Below are 16,529 nucleotides of genomic sequence, written 5' to 3'. Positions count from 1 at the left end.
CAACAACAATCGGAATTGTTTATGGTGACGATCGGCAGGGGTAATGCTCGATGCTTATGGCGCTGCCTTTGATTCGATCAAGGCCGCCGCCGGCATGCGCGCCAGCTCGATAAAGCCCTTGAGGTAGTCAATCTCAGTGTCGGTCTCGCGGGCACCCAGGAAAATCTGCTTGGCGATGCCCTTTCGCCCGAGGCGCACGGGGACAATGTTCATCTTGCCGGCATACTCTTCAACCAGCCAGCGGGGCAGCGCCGCGACACCTCGGCCGCTTTCCACCATCTGCAGCATGATATCGGTGGTCTCGATCACCTTGTGGCGCCGGGGCGTGACACCTGCCGGCATCAAAAACTGATTGTAGATGTCGAGCCGGTCGGTCTCCACCGGATACGTCACCAGCACCTCCCGCGTCAGCTGCTCCGGCTTCACACACTCTACGCTGGCGAGCGGATGCTCGCGGTTCACGACCAGCACCTGCTCGTAGTCGAACACCGGTTCGAAGCGCAAGCCTGGCTTGTAGAGCGGATCCGGCGTTACGAGCAGGTCGATCTCATAGCCGAACAGGGCGCCAATGCCGCCAAACTGGAATTTCTGCCTGACGTCGACATCCACGTCCGGCCAGCGCGCGAGATAGGGCGAGACCACCTTGAGCAACCACTGATAGCAGGGATGGCACTCCATCCCGATGCGCAGCGCGCCGCGTTCGCCCTGCGCATACTGCTTAAGGCGTTCCTCCGCGAGATCCAGTTGCGGCAGCAGGCGATTGGCAACCGCAAGCAGGTATTGACCGGCCTGGGTCAATCGCAAGCTGCGGCCCTCGCGGAACCAGATATCCGTACCCAGTTGCTGCTCCAGCTTTTTCATGGAGTGGCTGAGGGCGGATTGCGTTACGCAGAGGATGTCCGCCGCCGCGGTGAGCGAGCCGTGTTTGTCCACCGCCTGGACAATGGTCAGGTGAATTCTCTCAAGCATGCCGGTACATGAGCTAAACTCATGATTCGTTGAATTAACACCATTTTACTTCATAAACCGTGTTCGCTACGATCTGCCCATCCGCAACCTGACCGAACCAAGGCGACACGATGGCAACAACACACAATCTGGGCTTTCCGCGTATCGGCGCGAAGCGCGAACTGAAATTCGCGCTGGAGTCCTACTGGAAAGGCGAGTCCTCGCTTGGCGAACTGAAAGCGCTGGGCGCCCAGTTGCGCCAGCGTCACTGGGCACACCAGGCTGACCTGGGTCTGGCTGCCGTGGGCGATTTCGCCTTCTACGACCAGGTGCTGGACATGAGCTTCACGCTGGGCAACCTGCCGGAACGCGTGCAGGGCTTTCACGGCGATGCCATCGACAACTATTTCCGCGTGGCTCGCGGCCGCTCGGCGAAAGGTGCCGAGGACCACAGCGCGTGCTGCGGCGGCGTCGCTGCCGGCGAAATGACCAAGTGGTTCGACACGAACTATCACTACATCGTCCCCGAATTCAGCGCTAACACCGAATTCAAGCTGGATCCGTCGCGCCTGTTGGAACAACTGGCCGAGGCCAAGGCGCAAGGCGTCAAGGCCAAGCCGGTGATCGTGGGACCGGTTACTTATCTGGCGATCGGCAAGGCCAAGGACGAGTCCGACAAGTTGGCGCTGCTGCCGCGCCTGCTGCCGGTGTATGCGGAATTGCTGGCTACGCTGGCGGCGCAAGGTGTCGAATGGGTTCAGATCGACGAACCGATCCTCGTCACGGAGCTGTCCGCCGAATGGCAGCAGGCGTACGTGACCGCATACCAGGCGCTTTCGAGCAGCAAGGTGAAGCTGTTGCTGGCGACGTACTTCGGCGAGTTGCTGGGCAACCTGTCGTTGGCTTGCGAACTGCCGGTACAAGGCCTGCATCTGGATGCGATCAATGCCCGCGCTGAAGTGGATGCGGTGATCGCTCAACTTCCGAAAGACAGCGTGCTGTCGCTGGGCGTGATCAACGGCCGCAACATCTGGAAGACGGATCTTAACGGCGTACTCGATTGGCTCGAACCGGTCGCGAAGCAACTGGGCGAACGCCTCTGGATCGCACCGTCGTGCTCGCTACTGCACGTGCCGGTGGATCTGGCAAGCGAACAGAAGCTGGATGCGGAAGTCCGCTCGTCGCTTGCCTTCGCGCTGCAAAAGCTCGGCGAATTGAAGGTGCTGGACACCGCGCTGAGCAACGGCCGCGACGCCGTCAAGGCGGAACTGGCCGCTAACGCTGCGGCCATTGCCGCACGCCGTGCGTCGCCGCGTGTGAACAACCCAGCGGTTAAAGCCGCCCTCGCGAAGATCAATCCGGGCTTGGGTCAGCGCAAAAACGCCTATCCGGCGCGCGCCGACAGGCAAGCGGCACTGTTGAAGCTGCCGGCATACCCGACCACGACGATCGGTTCGTTCCCGCAGACCGGCGAGATCCGCCATGCGCGCAGCCAGTTCAAGAGCGGCGCACTGGACGAAGCCGGTTACAAGACCGCGATGCGCGCCGAGATCGAACGCAGCGTGCGCGAGCAGGAAGCACTGGGTCTTGACGTGCTGGTTCACGGTGAAGCCGAGCGTAACGACATGGTCGAATACTTCGGTGAACAACTCGATGGCTACGCGTTCAGCCAGTTCGGCTGGGTGCAGTCGTATGGCTCGCGGTGCGTGAAACCGCCCATCCTGTTCGGCGACATCAGCCGCCCGAAGGCGATGACCGTCGAATGGATCAAGTACGCCCAGTCGCTTACCAGCAAGCCGATGAAGGGCATGCTGACAGGCCCGGTGACGATTCTGAACTGGTCCTTCGTGCGCGACGACCAGCCGCGCTCGGTGTCGTGCTACCAGCTCGCACTGGCGATCCGCGAAGAAGTACTGGACCTGGAAAAGGCCGGGGTGCGTGTGATCCAGATCGACGAGGCCGCCTTGCGCGAAGGCCTGCCGCTGCGTAAGTCGCAGTGGAAGGAATACCTGGACTGGGCGGTGACGTCGTTCCGTATCACCGCCAATGGCGTGGATGACGACACGCAGATCCACACGCATATGTGCTATTCGGAGTTCAACGACATCATCGCCTCGATCGCCGATATGGACGCGGACGTGATCACCATCGAGACCTCGCGCTCGGATATGGAGTTGCTGGACGCGTTCGACAACTTCAACTACCCGAACGAAATCGGACCGGGCGTGTACGACATTCACTCGCCGAACATCCCGACCGAAGAGCACATCGTTCAACTGATGAAGAAGGCGGCTGAACGCATTCCGGCGCAACGCCTGTGGGTGAATCCGGACTGCGGCCTGAAGACGCGTCAGTGGGAAGAAGTCATTCCGGCGCTGACCAACATGGTCGCGGCTGCCAGGAAGCTGCGCGCTTCCGCCTAAGGCACTTGCGCCGCCTCGCAAGTTCTACAAGCGATTACGGACTGAATACCAGGCACCTCTTGCAAGAAAGCCGGCCACCTTCGGGTGGCCGGCTTTGTCATTTCTGGTCGTGCTCCTCGCTGTGAATTGTCGCCAAGGAGTAGCATGGTCGCGCGCAAGTCCAAAGAGCGATCATCTTTGAGCGTAATGCGCGCTGGGACTGCAACCACCGTTCTACCTTCCCTACGACATGGCATGGAGCAAAGCATGGCCTATCGCAACTATCACAAGCGCACGATTGCCGATCGCGATCTGCACCCTGAAACCCAGATGATGTCGTACGGCTACGATCCCTTCCTGTCGGAAGGGTCGGTGAAACCGCCGGTCTTTTTGACGTCGACGTTTGCGTTTCGCACGGCCGAGGACGGCGCAGACTTCTTCGATATGGTTTCAGGCCGCAAGCCTTCACCGGAAGGCGAAAGCGCGGGCCTCGTGTACAGCCGCTTTAATCACCCGAATCTCGAGATCGTCGAAGATCGTCTTGCGTTGCTCGATGGCTCCGAATCCGCTGTCGTGACCTCGAGCGGCATGTCTGCTATCGCGGCGATTCTGCTGGCATTTCTGCGCCCAGGTGACTGTGTGGTTCAGTCCGTGCCACTTTATGGCGGCACCGAAACGCTGATTTCAAAGTTTCTGCCGGAGTGGGGCATCAAATCCCAGGTGATCGAGGATGGGCTTTCGGTGGAGGCGATCCACGACGCACTCGAAGCGGCGGCGAAAAAGGGCCCTGTGCGGATGTGCTACGTCGAGACACCGGCCAACCCGACGGACGCGCTATTCGATCTGGAAGGGCTGCGCCGCGAGATCGACGCGTTCGAAACGCGCCACGGCTATCGTCCTCTTTCGGTGTGCGACAACACGTTGCTGGGTCCGCTGTATCAGAAGCCGGTGCAGCAGGGCATCGACCTGAGCGTGTATTCGCTGACGAAATACATTGGTGGTCATAGCGATCTGGTGGCGGGTGGCGTCACCGGCAGCCGTAGCCTGATCACGAAAGTCCGCTCTATCCGCAGCATGCTGGGCTCGCAACTCGATCCGCATTCGTCATGGATGATCACACGCTCCATGGAGACGCTGGTGCTGCGCATGGAGCAGGCCGCACGCAGCGGCAGCGCCGTCGCGCGGTGGCTCGCGGCCAATCCGTATCATCCCGTGAAAGTCCTGCATCCGGAACTGATCGAAGACCCAGTGTATCAGGCGGTCTACCGGCGTCAATGCACCGGGCCTGGCTCGACGTTTGCTTTCGTCCTCGACGGCGGTCGCGAGCAGGCGTTCAAACTGATCAACGGCCTGACGCTGTTCAAATCGGCCGTGAGCCTTGGCGGTACGGAGTCGCTGATCTGTCACCCCGCCTCGACGACGCATTCAGGCGTGCCCGCTGAAGCACGCGCGAAGGCGGGCGTATCGGAAGGGTTGATTCGCGTGTCTGTGGGGCTGGAGCATCCCGACGATCTGATCGCCGACTTGTCGTACGCGCTGGAGCACTGCTGACGCGAGCTTGGTGAGGTGAAACGCCCGCTGCATTGCGGGCGTTTCACGAGATGCCTACTGACGTATGTGATTTCGGAGGAGGGAGGATGCAACCGCGCAAGCGGTTGCATTGCCTTAGAGGTAAGCCGACTTGCCGACGATCCGGCCTGTCGATGCGGGGCGTTGGGCACGCTCGGCGAGCGCGCCGAACAGCAAGCCGATCGTAGTCCACAAGATCACTTGCATGCCGATCGCCGCGACCCTGAACTTCCAGAGCAGAACCGCAGGGAACGCCGCCGGCACTTCGTTGATCACGGGCAGCGCCAACTGCACGGCACCGATGATTACAACAAACACGATGCCCGCAACGATCGACGCATTCCATTGACCCAGGCGTGCAGTAGCATGCTTGCGCACCTTGAGCGAGAACACCATCGTTGCGATCGAAATCGCGATCATGAGGAAGAACAAGCGGGTCCGCATCCCGATCGTCTCGGGGTCACCCACCGAAGGTGGATTGGCAGGGTATTTGATGTTCGGCACGATCACCAGGGTGATGAATGCCGCGAGCGCAAGCCAGGCAGACAACGGTCGTGCCCCCAGTTTGCTGGCACGGCCGAACACATAGGCGAAGGTTAGTGCAAACAGACCTCCAACCGCGGCGCTGAACGTGACCACACCGGTCAAGAGACCTAAGCCTGCCTGCGTGTGCCGGCTGACGATCTCGGGCTCAGGCGGTTCGCCCTTTGCCGCATCGGCCTTTTCCTCGAAGGAAATGGCCTGATCCACTTGGGGTTCGCCGACCAGCTTGGCGAAACTGAACGTGAGAAGACCCGCGGCGACGCCCGCGAGCATGCCGCGTACCAACAATTTACCGACCATGATGGACTCCGCGTTAGTGGCAGGGGAAGCCAAGCAGGTGGCGGCCGTCGTGGACGAATTCGTGGACATACATACCGGGGACCAGCGATGTCGCGCCCTCTTCAGCACCCACGAAGTAGATGGCGAGCAGCATGATCAAGCCGCCAAAGATGACCCATGGCAGCAGTTCACGCAGAGGAATGGGAGTCGGCTCGGCGGCCGGATTCAATGCAGCGTCAGTCATGATTGACTTTCTCCAGGGGTTACGCGCCCCAATAGTGGATTGCAGAAGTGACGCGGAGCTCGGGTCTGGCTTTCGGTTCGACGGTGAACCGCTTACAGTGGCGCGACCGCGCCGGGCTTGCACCGGCTTCCGTGCTCCACGCTAAGGCGTATTCTACGCGCTAAGCTTTCATGATCGGGTAAATGCAAGGTGTCGTGCGCGCCACCGGCATGGTTTTCAACTGAAAGGAAAGAATGGATACACGTGTTTTGCTGGTCAGCCACGCAGCGACGCCCGCGATGCGGCAGGGCAGGTTTCCCGCCGACGATCCATTGGACGCGCGTGGGATCGCGGACGCCATGGCCTGGCGCGAACGCATGCCTCCGGTCAAGGAGGCGGTCGCGTTCAGCAGTCCTGCGGCTTGCGCACGCGATACGGCGCAGTCGCTCGGGCTTAAGGCGCTTGTTGCGCCCGGACTCGCAGATATGGACTATGGTCAGTGGCGCGGCCGGCGGCTTGCAGAGGTTGCGGAAGACGCGCCGCATGAGCTCGCAACATGGAGCCGCGATCCCGATGCGGCGTCGCATGGCGGCGAGTCCTTTGTGCAGGTTCTTGCACGGGTTAGTGGCTGGCTTGATTCGCTGAACGAGACGGCGAGTGTGGTCGCCGTCACCCATGCGCCGGTTATCCGTGCCGCTTTGATTCATGCATTGAACGCACCCCCGGCATCGTTCAGCCGTATCGAGATCGCGCCACTCTCGGTTATCGAATTACGGCGTTCGGCTCGCGGATGGGCATGGTGGCCGGCACAGTCGTGAGGTCGCGCCGTGACTTCACTTTGGGTATTCGCCAGTAACCGTCCGGGTCGGGCGCAACGCTGAAAATTAAACCTGCGCGAGCCCGCCGTCGACGAACAGTTCCGTCCCGGTGATATAGCTGGCGTCGTCGGACGCGAGAAAGGAAACCGCCTTCGCGATCTCGTCGGCGTCACCCACGCGGCCGAGGGGAGTGGTTGCGGAAACTTCCTTGCTATACGATTCAATCTGGTCGTCACTCAACTTCAGTTCGGTCTTATAGGCAGGCGTGACGACGACGCCAGGTGCGACCACGTTCACCCGGATGTCGCGCCCTTTGAGATCCGACGCCCAGGTACGGGCGAAGGAGCGTAGGGCAGCCTTGGTGGCGGCATAAACACCGAAGGCCGGTGTTCCTTGTATCGATGCGATCGAGCCTGTTATCACGATCGCGCTACCCGGACGCATGAGCGGCAATGCACTTTGCACGGTGAGCAAGGTACCTTTCACGTTGATGCCGAAGTACTTGTCGAACTGTGCTTCGGTGATCTCGCCGAGAGGGACGAACTCTCCGCCGCCCGCATTGGCAAAGAGAATGTCGATCCTTTGATGTTCCGCGGCCACCGTATCGACAATGGTCTTGAGGTCCGCCGCCGACGAAATGTCGCCACGTATCGCACGTGCCGCGTGCCCGATTTCAACAACCGCAGCGTCCAATTCCGCCTGACGTCTACCGGTAATAAACACGGTTGCACCCTCGCGAGCGAGGCGCTTGGCAGTGGCGAGGCCGATTCCGGTGCTACCGCCAGTCACGAGTGCTACCTTTCCCGCATGCTTGCTCGAATGGATGTTTTCATAAAGAGAGGTTTTCATTTCAGAGTTCCTGGTTCACCTATGTGGACGACTGAGCCCAGCTTAGTTTAAACACCCGTGCGGATAAATAGGTGTATCGTGGTTTATCTATCCATACGTGTGGATAATCGACGGGGCAGATTCCATGGACCATTTGCAAGCAATCCGTATCTTTGTCCGCGTTGTTGAGACAGGGGGCTTTGGGCGCGCAGCCCTTTCCCTGAATATCCCCAATGCCACGGCGAGCAAATGGGTCCAGTCGCTGGAGGCCCATCTCGGCATAAAACTGCTGGAGCGAAATACGCGGCGGGTTAGCGTGACGACCGATGGCGCTGCGTACTATGAACGCACCCGGCAACTGCTCAGCGAACTCGATGACATTGAGGCCACGCTCGGCCGGGGGCAAGCGAGCCCACGTGGCGTGCTGAGAGTCGATAGCGGTGGATCGACTGCAAGCGGCATCCTCATTCCTGCATTGCCGGCATTTCTTGAGCGCTATCCGGAGATACAGGTTCAACTCAGCGTGACAGACCGTACCGTGGATCTTGTGGCAGAAAACATAGACTGTGCCATTCGAAGTACAGCCGATGACCCAAACCTCGTGACACATGAGATCGGGACGCTTGCTTGGACCACCTGTGCGAGTCCCGCGTATCTCGAGAAGCACGGCACTCCGAAACATCCCCAGGATATCGTGGATAAAGACATGCCCGTCGTTGGGTACTTTTCTGCAAGTACGGGCGTGACACAGCCCCTGATGTTTCGCCGAGGTGAGGAGACGATCACGCTGGGTCGAATACGTAATGACATTCTGGTCAGCGAGAGCAACTCGCACCTTGCAACTGCACTGGCTGGTTTGGGGATCGTCCACACCTTGGACTTCATGGTTCGCCCGTTCATCGAGCAAAAAAGACTCGTACCCATTCTTGCGCGATGGCGACCGGAGCCGATTCAGGTCTATATCGCGTATCCGCCTAGTCGAAGATATAGCACCAAGGTGAGGGTGTTTGCGGATTGGGCCGCTAGGTTGTTCGCGGCTGGGTGAGCTTTCAAATTTGGGGGCTAAACCCGAACGCACTATCCACTACAGGTTCAGACAACAATTCATGTGCCTGCGACATTCGCCTATCTCGCAGTTCGCACCAGTCGCATACGTTGCCTATCATGCTAAGCGCGCTTCCTGGTTTCGCAGGGCCTTCGCCAGAACAGAAACGGAATGAAAAACAACGTTCCCTACGCCAGGCTGTTAGTCGTTGCCGGCACAGCAGGCGTGATCGTGTCCGCATTCGCGCAGAACAGTATCACGCTGTATGGGATTGTCGATTCCGGTATCGTCTATCAGAGCAGCCAGACCTCGCTCGGCTCGACAGCCAATGGCCATTCTGCCGTCAAGCTTGGCCAGAACATCTGGAATGGCAATCGTGTGGGCCTGAGAGGGCAGGAGGATCTGGGAGGCGGCACCCAAGCCGTATTTACACTCGAGTCCGGATTCAACCTGAATACCGGTACCCAGCAGTTCGCGAATGGCGAGTTCAGCCGACAGGCATTCGTCGGCCTGGTGAATGCCGACTACGGCACGCTCACTGCGGGCCGTCAATACACCTCGTACTACTCGCTGGTAGGTCCTTATGGCCCCACCACCTGGTTGACCGGTTATTTCGGAGGGCACGCCGGGGATATCGATAACCTCGACGTCATTTACCGGGTCAACAATTCGCTTGTCTACACGTCGCCCGCGTTTTACGGCGTGACGGTCAGCGGCACGTACTCGCTCGGCGGGGTGCCAGGCAGTTTCACTCAGGGGGCGAGCTGGAGCGCCGCCCTTCGGTATTCGAGTGGGCCGCTCGGCGTCGCCGCCGGGGTCGAGCGGTTCAATAACTCGACGCCAAGTGGCGGTGCGTGGGGAGCCGCCTCGACCGCGAGCTCAGGCGGTGAGCCTGGCGTGTCGGCCCTTACCAATGGCTATCAGACGGCGACCGCTCAGCAGCGGATCGCCGTTGCGGGCACCTACGCGCTCGCCCAGGATTGGGACATATCGGCATCCTATTCAAATGTTCAATACATTGCTGGCGTCGGCTCGGCGTTCCGCGATACGGCCATCTTCAATACGGTCGGCGCCGTGCTGCACTTCAGTGCAACAGTGTTCGCCAACCTCGCGGCGGGCTACAGCATCACGCGCGCGACCCGCGCAAACGGCATTGCGAACCCGGCACAGTACCAGCAGTTCAATCTGGCGGAGTCGTACAGCCTGTCGAAGCGCACCTTGCTTTACGCACTGCTGGGCTTTCAGCGCGCGCATGGCCAGACGTTGGGCACGGCCGGCGCCGGCAACGTCATCGATGCGACCGCGACGATCGGTGACGGCTTCAACGCCGCACCCTCATCAGGCCGCAGCCAGTTTGCATGTGCCATCGCCATATCGCATCGCTTCTAGATTTGCCGCGGCAATTCGAACGATATGCCCCCCGTGCACTTCGAGTTAAGCGTTTAACAAGCATCGCTGGCACCATCTTTCGCAGAGCACGCGGCTATTGATACCGATTCCATCTAGAAGGAAACCTTTTCGACTGATGATCAGCGACTAAGATGGTAGGGGGGCCAGGTCATGCACGCTTTCGCCGACTAAAACTGTTCAAGTGTGGTGACCGTGGTTGCGCGCCCAGCGATTTGAGGATGTGACATGCTCGAAAATGCGCTTCCGACCCGCAATGCGCCAATGACTGCCCGGCAGCGCCGGACGATCCTGATCGCCAGTTCTGGAGGAGCGCTCGAGACGTTCGACTTCATCATCTACGGGTTCTTCGCGCAGGACATCGGCCGCGCGTTCTTTCCAGCGGGATTGGGTGCGTCGGTGTTGACGCTGTCCTTTGTCATATTCGCTATCGGCCACCTTTCGAGACCCTTAGGCGGTATCTTCCTCGGCCGCCTCGGCGACAAATACGGGCGACGCGTCGTGTTTGCCGCGTCCGCGATGATCTCTGCCGTCTCCACGCTCCTGATTGGCGTACTCCCCTCGTATCAGACATGGAGTGTCGCGGCTCCCGCGCTCCTGCTGCTTTTGCGGCTGACGCAGGGCGTTTGTGTGGGCGGCGAATTGCCGGGCTCCATTGTCTATGCCGTGGAAACCACGCGTGCCGATCAGGGCTTCTTGTGCGGCATCGTGTTTTTCGCCGTCAACGTGGCGTTGTTACTTGCCGCCGGCATCAATCTTTGTCTGCAACTGGCTTTGACCCCCGCGCAAGTCAGTGCGTATGGATGGCGCGCAAGCTTTCTCGTAGGCGGTGCAATCGGGCTACTTAGTTTCGTCTTGCGCCGCACGCTGCCGGAGACGGATGCCTATTCGGGATCGGTCAGCGTTGCACACCGGGAGCCGCTTGCCGAGCTGTTTCGCTGGCATCTTGCGCCGCTTGCGACAGGCGTCGCGGCGACCATGCTGGTGGGCATCTGCAATGGGCTCTTTGTCGCCTACATGCCTGCGTATCTCCGGCAGCTTAACTATGCTCCGCGTGAGATCGCAATTGCCCAGACGCTCTATGTGATTGTCATCGGATCCTGCGTTCTCCTCACGGCCAAGGCCGGCGATCTGTTGCCGCGACGCTATGTATACCGTACGGGCGCCGTGCTGTCCGCCCTGTTCGCGCCGTGCTTTTACGTGGCTGTCAACCGCGAGCGAGCTGACTTGTTGATCTGGTTTTTCCTGGCAGGGGTGGTCGCTTCGTTCGCAGCCGGCACCTTCGCGTGTGCGATTGCCGAAATGTTTCCGATTGGCGTGCGATTTAGCGGGGTTGGCTGCGCAATGAATCTCGGTTTGGCTGCAACCATGGGCACCGCTCCGCTCGCCGCTACGATTCTGGTTGCTCGAACCCATTGGAATGCAGCTCCCGCGCTGCTCATGGTGCTGTGTGCGGGGCTCGGCTTTGTGGCGTCGTTTGCGATGAGACCGTCTCGCGCAAAACGGGGCGTTCTGGCGAGCAATTGACGGATCGACGTCGCGGGAGCGCACGTGAACAACCCCTGTCCCGTGAGAATTGCGGATATTGAACTGGACGTCGAGCGCTACGAATTGCGCCGTGGCGGCCAGCAAATCCGGCTTGAACGCATGCCAATGGAATTGCTCATCCTGATGGCATCGCGCAGCGGGCAACTTGTGACGCGTGGAGACATCGTCAAGGCGCTGTGGGGCGGAGACGCGTTTCGCGACACCGACAATGGCATCAATACGGCGATCCGCAAAATTCGCGTAGCCCTTGGCGAAGACCCCGAGAACCCTCGGCATCTGCTGACCGTCAAGGGCAAAGGCTATCGCCTCGAGGGTCTGCAAGTCTTTGCTCCGCAGTCGCCGCCGGCCACGCCACCCGCTGCGGTTCGCGTGCTCGTGCTGCCGTTCGAGAACAAGACCGATGACGCGTGCCTGGACAACTTTTGCGATGCGCTCGCAGACGAGACCTCCGCCAACCTCGGCATGCTCAATCCTGAGCAGATCCTGGTGATCGCGAGGACGACAGCCAAGTGTTACCAGCACACCCGCAAGAGCATTGCGGAGATTGCCCATGAGCTGGGACTCGACTATATGCTGGAAGGCTCCTTGACGCGGGATAGGGGGCACGTGCGCCTGCGGGCGCAACTGGTTCGCTGCTTCGATCAGACACAGGTCTGGAGCGGCACTCGCGAGATGTTGGCAACAGACGCGCTGGACATGCAGATGGAGGTCGGCGCCGCGCTCGCCGGGGAAGTCTCACCCGCACTCGCGGAGCAGCAGCGTCGCATGCTCGCACGACGCCTGCCGATCGATCCTTGTGCCCATGACGCTTATCTGCGCGGCCGGTATTACTGGACCCGCCGCGTGCATTTCGAGGCAGGATTCGCGGACCACCATGGGCTTAGCGCGGAGGACTTCATTCGCGCGCGCGGTTACTTCGAGACTGCAATCGATCACGATCCAACTTACGCGCTTGGCTATGTCGGTTTGTCCAACGTCTATGGCGCCACCGCTACGCACGGTTTCTATGCCGCGCGTACGGGCTACCCGAGAGCGCGCGAAGCGGCGCTACGCGCGTTGGAACTCGACGCCGATCTTCCGGAGGCCCACCAGGCACTGGCTGGCGTGCACTATTTTCATGACTGGGATTGGCGCAAAGCGGAAGCGGAGTTTCTGGAAGCGTTGCGTCTGAATCCGAATCACGCTGAAACCAGCCGGCTTTATGCGAGGCTGCTGCTTGTGGTCGGACGGGAAGCGGAGGGCCAAGCGCAATTCGCACGTGCCGAGAAAACCGACCCGCTGGGATTCGAGGGCTCGCGCATATTCGGCCTTGTGCAGTCGGGCAGGTACGAGGAGGTCATCAAGGAGTATCTTGCCGGCGGACCAAGCAACCACTCGCCGCTCGTCTATCAGCTACTCGCGACGGCGTTTGAAGTGCAGGGTTTATACAAGGAGGCTGTCGATGCGACCGTCGACGCACTCACGCGTTGCAACGAGTTCGCCCGAGCGGAGGCGATTCAGACAGTTTGGACAACTGGCGGTTACGATGCAGTGTTGCAATGGTATTTGCAGAACTTGCTAACCAGGCGTCAAAGCGGCTACACCTCACCATTCCTGTTTGCGGAGTTGTACGCGAGGCTGGCAAAACCGGACGAAATGTTTCATTGGCTCGAAGCTGCGCTGGCGGACCGCTCGCCGCGCCTGTGTGAACTCCGCACGAATCCGTGGTTTCGTAGTTACCATTCGTGCAAGCGATTCCGCAACATCGAAAAACGCATAGGTTATTGACAGGCGCGTGCGCAGGGGACCCGCTTCAGCGAGCCATTGTGAGGTCACTGACCCCTATAGAGGCCATTCCAAAGCCGGGTCTGTTCCCCCGATTGCTCTGAGTGAACAAGGTCCTGATAAACCTGTTGCCGTGTCATCGCTTGTGGCGCTCCGGCGGCGCTTCTTGATGCGTCGGAGATGCCCCCAACGTCCTGGGCGGGCTGCGCAGCAACTGGAGGAGCAGGCTGGTCTTGCGCGCAAACGTGTCCGGCGACGAGGGCGACGGCGCAGGTCACCACGATTCGAAACATCTTCATGTCGAATTCCTCCAGCAAAGAAGTATGGACACGGTCAGCCGGTAGCTGACCGAAACGGCAATGCCGGGTGTTTTGGTGAATTCTGTGCGCAGTCCGGATCGCCCCCGCTAATACTGGGGTCCAGTTGCTGGGAACACCATGGATGGAAGCTGAAGAAATCGTTAACTTACGGTGGACGTGTCGGGCGGATGTAAGGCCGCGCAGCCCAACTTAGCCCAATCCTAAGCCAGGCGAGCGCAAGGCGATAGTGCTGCACGCAGCGGCTATTTCTGCACGCTTAGCTTGTCCTGCGTGTGGGTCTCGAAGTCGGTGGCGGCATGGCGTTCGTGCAGCTGGTCCGAAAGCTCGCCAAAAGTGCGATTGACCTTCCGTCCACGCTGCACGGCCGGGCGTGCGCCGATCGTATCGGCCCAACGCTGCAGATGCTTATAGTCTTGCACCGAGAGGAATTCGCCCCCCTCGTAGAGCCAGCCTTTCACCAGGCCGCCGTACCAGGGCCAGATGGCCATGTCGGCGATGGTGTACTCACTGCCCGCTATGTATTCGTTATCGGCGAGCTGCTTGTCGAGGACGTCGAGCTGACGCTTCACCTCCATCGTAAACCGGTCGATCGCATATTCGATTTTGCTGGGGGCGTACGCATAAAAGTGACCGAAGCCGCCACCCAGATACGGTGCGCTGCCCATCTGCCAGAACAGCCATGAGAGGCATTCGGCCCGCGCGCCGGCCTCGGTCGGCAGAAAAGCGCCGAATTTCTCGGCAAGGTACATCAGAATCGAACCCGACTCGAACACCCGGATCGGCTTCGCGCCACTGCGATCGAGTAGCGCGGGAATCTTGGAGTTCGGATTCACGCTGACGAAGCCGCTACCGAACTGTTCGCCATCGCCGATCCTGATTAGCCAGGCGTCGTATTCCGCGCCGCTATGGCCAAGCGCCAGCAGCTCTTCGAGCATCACCGTGACCTTTACGCCGTTGGGCGTCGCCAGCGAATAGAGCTGGAGGGGATGCAGGCCGACCGGCAATTCCTTGTCGTGCGTCGGCCCCGAGATTGGGCGGTTGATGCTAGCGAAGCGGCCGCCGTTCTCCTTGTTCCAGGTCCAAACCTTCGGTGGCACGTAGTCGACAGTGCTCATGCTTCACGCTCCTTGTGTCCTTGCGTCGTGGGAATAGGGGTTTCGAAGCGAGATTAACAAATTGATGGAGAACGTGCTGGAGAGCGGCCAAAGTCGGGGCGAGGTCGGACTGTTCCGTGTCTGCCCGGTTTGAAACGCCTCGGCAACGTCAAGCAACTCGTCTTCTTGACGGATTGTATGACAGGCGTATAAACTGATTTGCAAGTCGTGTGGGTTCGCTGTCCCAATTCAGAGTGGCGAACGGCCCGCGGGCAAAAGACCGAGATAGACGGAGACACCATCATGCCGGGCTATGCAAGCGTAGGAGCACGTCTGGACGGCCTGCCGCTGTCCGGATTCCATTGGCGGACGCTCGGTCTGATTGCCGCCGGCATGTACTTCGATTCGTTCGACATTTACATCGCGGGCACCGTACTTGCCGCCATGATTCACAGCGGCGAATCTACGCTCAGTCTCAACGCGGCCTTCGTCTCCGTAACGTTCATCGGCATGATGACGGGAGCATGGTTGTCAGGTGTCCTTGGCGACAGATTTGGACGCCGCTTCTGCTATCAGTTCAACCTCGGTATCTATGGCTTTGCTTCGATTGCGGCTGCGTTTGCGCCGTCGATGCCGTGGCTCATCTTCTTCCGGCTCATCATGGGTGTTGGAATGGGGGCCGAGATCGTCGTTGGCTACGGCACGTTAAGCGAGTTCATTCCCGCCACGTGGCGTGGCCGCTTCGGCACGATTCTCAACCTTATTATCAACACGTCATTGTTTCTTTCGACGTTTCTCGGCTGGCTGATCGTCCCTCAATATGGATGGCGCTGGATGTTCGCCATCGCGGGCTGTGGCGCGCTGGTGGTCTGGTTCCTGCGCAAGTCGATGCCGGAGTCGCCGCGTTGGCTCGAGTCGAGAGGCCGCGTCGGCGAAGCTGCGGCGATCGTTTCGCGCATCGAGTCCGCATGCGGCGTGGACGCTGCCGCCACCCATGCGAACGAACCGGCGCCGCGTCGCGTGGATTCGGACGAGCAGGGCCGGTTGCGCGAACTGTTCTCCCGGCAACTATTGGGTCGCACGATTACGGGCATCACGGTACTGGTTGCGCTTTTCACGGTCAATTACGCGTTCGTTAGCTGGATACCGACGTTCCTGGTCAAGCAAGGGCATAGCGTATCCAGTTCGCTGGGTCTGACCGCCGTGATGTTTGCAGGGGGGCCGGTTGGTTCGCTGATCGCGTTCCTGCTCGCCGAGCGTATGGGCCGGAAATGGGGCATCGTGGTGTTTTCGCTAATCTGCGCGGCGTTCGGTGTCGTCTATCCGTTCGCGCAGTCTGCTGTCGCCATTACGGCGTTGGGGTTTGCGATTACGTGCTGCATCTACGTGCTGTCGTCGTTCAGTGTGGCGACTTATGTCCCTGAGTTGTTTCCGACCCGCTTGCGGCTGCGTGGAGCGGGGCTGTCGAATACCGTTGGACGCGCGGTCAGCATCGGGATTCCTTATGCGGTTGCGGCATCGTTCATGAGGTTTGGCATCGCCGGTGTGTTGACGCTGATAGTTGGAACACTGCTTGCGCAAGCGTTGATCGTGGCCTTGATTGGCACGGAGACGAAACGGCGCTCGCTCGAAGCCATTGAACAGGAAGTGGGCAGCGCGGCGCCCGAAACGATCGAGGGCGGCGCAGCCGAGGCGGTCAGATGAAGCCGGACGCAGTGAGACTGAAGCATCGCTGAAGCGG

General features: G+C 60.1%; 13 protein-coding genes and 1 riboswitch. Of the genes, 8 read left to right on the top strand and 5 right to left on the bottom strand.

What is annotated here, in order from left to right:
* Positions 1-54 precede the first annotated feature (54 nt).
* Positions 55-969 (bottom strand): LysR substrate-binding domain-containing protein, encoded by a 915-nt coding sequence (locus P3T40_RS02195; RefSeq protein ID WP_429266030.1) that lies wholly within the window; start codon positions 967-969, stop codon positions 55-57.
* A 110-nt stretch (positions 970-1,079) separates the two neighbouring features.
* Between P3T40_RS02195 and metE the strand changes: the two genes are divergently transcribed.
* Complete coding sequence (metE, locus tag P3T40_RS02190) at positions 1,080-3,371, top strand: 5-methyltetrahydropteroyltriglutamate--homocysteine S-methyltransferase (RefSeq protein WP_429266029.1); 2,292 nt, start codon at positions 1,080-1,082, stop codon at positions 3,369-3,371.
* A 246-nt stretch (positions 3,372-3,617) separates the two neighbouring features.
* Positions 3,618-4,901, top strand: a complete 1,284-nt coding sequence (locus P3T40_RS02185; RefSeq protein ID WP_429266028.1) for a cystathionine gamma-synthase family protein — start codon at positions 3,618-3,620, stop codon at positions 4,899-4,901.
* A 114-nt stretch (positions 4,902-5,015) separates the two neighbouring features.
* Here the strand turns inward: P3T40_RS02185 and P3T40_RS02180 are convergent, their stop codons facing one another.
* Together P3T40_RS02180 and P3T40_RS02175 are read right to left on the bottom strand one after the other, a co-directional pair.
* Positions 5,016-5,762 (bottom strand): CbtA family protein, encoded by a 747-nt coding sequence (locus P3T40_RS02180; protein WP_429266027.1) that lies wholly within the window; start codon positions 5,760-5,762, stop codon positions 5,016-5,018.
* A 13-nt stretch (positions 5,763-5,775) separates the two neighbouring features.
* The gene (locus tag P3T40_RS02175) at positions 5,776-5,985 is read right to left on the bottom strand and encodes a CbtB domain-containing protein (RefSeq protein WP_429266026.1); all 210 of its coding nucleotides are present in this window, start codon (positions 5,983-5,985) and stop codon (positions 5,776-5,778) included.
* Positions 5,986-6,024: 39 nt separating this feature from the next.
* Positions 6,025-6,156: riboswitch (cobalamin riboswitch) on the bottom strand.
* Positions 6,157-6,218: 62 nt separating this feature from the next.
* On the opposite strand from P3T40_RS02175, the gene P3T40_RS02170 reads away from it, so the two are divergent.
* The gene (locus P3T40_RS02170) at positions 6,219-6,782 is read left to right on the top strand and encodes a histidine phosphatase family protein (protein ID WP_429266025.1); all 564 of its coding nucleotides are present in this window, start codon (positions 6,219-6,221) and stop codon (positions 6,780-6,782) included.
* 66 nt (positions 6,783-6,848) lie between these two features.
* Here the strand turns inward: P3T40_RS02170 and P3T40_RS02165 are convergent, their stop codons facing one another.
* Positions 6,849-7,631, bottom strand: coding sequence for an SDR family NAD(P)-dependent oxidoreductase (locus P3T40_RS02165; RefSeq protein WP_429266024.1), 783 nt, complete (start codon positions 7,629-7,631; stop codon positions 6,849-6,851).
* 124 nt (positions 7,632-7,755) lie between these two features.
* Between P3T40_RS02165 and P3T40_RS02160 the strand changes: the two genes are divergently transcribed.
* The 4 genes from P3T40_RS02160 to P3T40_RS02145 all read left to right on the top strand — a co-directional run bounded on the left by P3T40_RS02160 (position 7,756) and on the right by P3T40_RS02145 (position 13,377).
* The gene (locus tag P3T40_RS02160; protein ID WP_429266023.1) at positions 7,756-8,655 is read left to right on the top strand and encodes a LysR substrate-binding domain-containing protein; all 900 of its coding nucleotides are present in this window, start codon (positions 7,756-7,758) and stop codon (positions 8,653-8,655) included.
* Between the two features lie 171 nt (positions 8,656-8,826).
* A complete protein-coding gene (locus tag P3T40_RS02155) occupies positions 8,827-10,044 on the top strand; it encodes a porin (RefSeq protein WP_429266022.1) in 1,218 nt (405 codons plus the stop codon).
* Positions 10,045-10,290: 246 nt separating this feature from the next.
* Complete coding sequence (locus P3T40_RS02150) at positions 10,291-11,589, top strand: MFS transporter (RefSeq protein ID WP_429266021.1); 1,299 nt, start codon at positions 10,291-10,293, stop codon at positions 11,587-11,589.
* Positions 11,590-11,613: 24 nt separating this feature from the next.
* Positions 11,614-13,377 carry a winged helix-turn-helix domain-containing protein gene (locus tag P3T40_RS02145; RefSeq protein ID WP_429266020.1) on the top strand — a complete coding sequence of 588 codons (1,764 nt, stop codon included), beginning with the start codon at positions 11,614-11,616 and terminating at the stop codon, positions 13,375-13,377.
* A 559-nt stretch (positions 13,378-13,936) separates the two neighbouring features.
* Here the strand turns inward: P3T40_RS02145 and yghU are convergent.
* Positions 13,937-14,809: a glutathione-dependent disulfide-bond oxidoreductase gene (yghU, locus tag P3T40_RS02140; protein ID WP_429266019.1), complete on the bottom strand. Its 873-nt coding sequence runs from the start codon at positions 14,807-14,809 to the stop codon at positions 13,937-13,939.
* Between the two features lie 282 nt (positions 14,810-15,091).
* Here yghU and P3T40_RS02135 point away from each other — a divergent pair, with 282 nt between their 5' ends.
* The gene (locus P3T40_RS02135; RefSeq protein WP_429266018.1) at positions 15,092-16,492 is read left to right on the top strand and encodes an MFS transporter; all 1,401 of its coding nucleotides are present in this window, start codon (positions 15,092-15,094) and stop codon (positions 16,490-16,492) included.
* Positions 16,493-16,529: the final 37 nt, after the last annotated feature.

The sequence above is a fragment of the Paraburkholderia sp. EB58 genome, from assembly GCF_050436665.1.
Classification (GTDB): Bacteria; Pseudomonadota; Gammaproteobacteria; order Burkholderiales; family Burkholderiaceae; genus Paraburkholderia.
This window is presented reverse-complemented; position numbering and strand designations above follow the sequence as displayed.

Excerpts from the sequence above, each read along its gene's own strand:
- P3T40_RS02195 (WP_429266030.1), bottom strand. The coding sequence starts at position 969 with ATGCTTGAGAGAATTCACCTGACCATTGTCCAGGCGGTGGACAAACAC.
- metE (WP_429266029.1), top strand. The coding sequence starts at position 1,080 with ATGGCAACAACACACAATCTGGGCTTTCCGCGTATCGGCGCGAAGCGC.
- P3T40_RS02185 (WP_429266028.1), top strand. The coding sequence starts at position 3,618 with ATGGCCTATCGCAACTATCACAAGCGCACGATTGCCGATCGCGATCTG.
- P3T40_RS02180 (WP_429266027.1), bottom strand. The coding sequence starts at position 5,762 with ATGGTCGGTAAATTGTTGGTACGCGGCATGCTCGCGGGCGTCGCCGCG.
- P3T40_RS02175 (WP_429266026.1), bottom strand. The coding sequence starts at position 5,985 with ATGACTGACGCTGCATTGAATCCGGCCGCCGAGCCGACTCCCATTCCT.
- P3T40_RS02170 (WP_429266025.1), top strand. The coding sequence starts at position 6,219 with ATGGATACACGTGTTTTGCTGGTCAGCCACGCAGCGACGCCCGCGATG.
- P3T40_RS02165 (WP_429266024.1), bottom strand. The coding sequence starts at position 7,631 with ATGAAAACCTCTCTTTATGAAAACATCCATTCGAGCAAGCATGCGGGA.
- P3T40_RS02160 (WP_429266023.1), top strand. The coding sequence starts at position 7,756 with ATGGACCATTTGCAAGCAATCCGTATCTTTGTCCGCGTTGTTGAGACA.
- P3T40_RS02155 (WP_429266022.1), top strand. The coding sequence starts at position 8,827 with ATGAAAAACAACGTTCCCTACGCCAGGCTGTTAGTCGTTGCCGGCACA.
- P3T40_RS02150 (WP_429266021.1), top strand. The coding sequence starts at position 10,291 with ATGCTCGAAAATGCGCTTCCGACCCGCAATGCGCCAATGACTGCCCGG.
- yghU (WP_429266019.1), bottom strand. The coding sequence starts at position 14,809 with ATGAGCACTGTCGACTACGTGCCACCGAAGGTTTGGACCTGGAACAAG.
- P3T40_RS02135 (WP_429266018.1), top strand. The coding sequence starts at position 15,092 with ATGCCGGGCTATGCAAGCGTAGGAGCACGTCTGGACGGCCTGCCGCTG.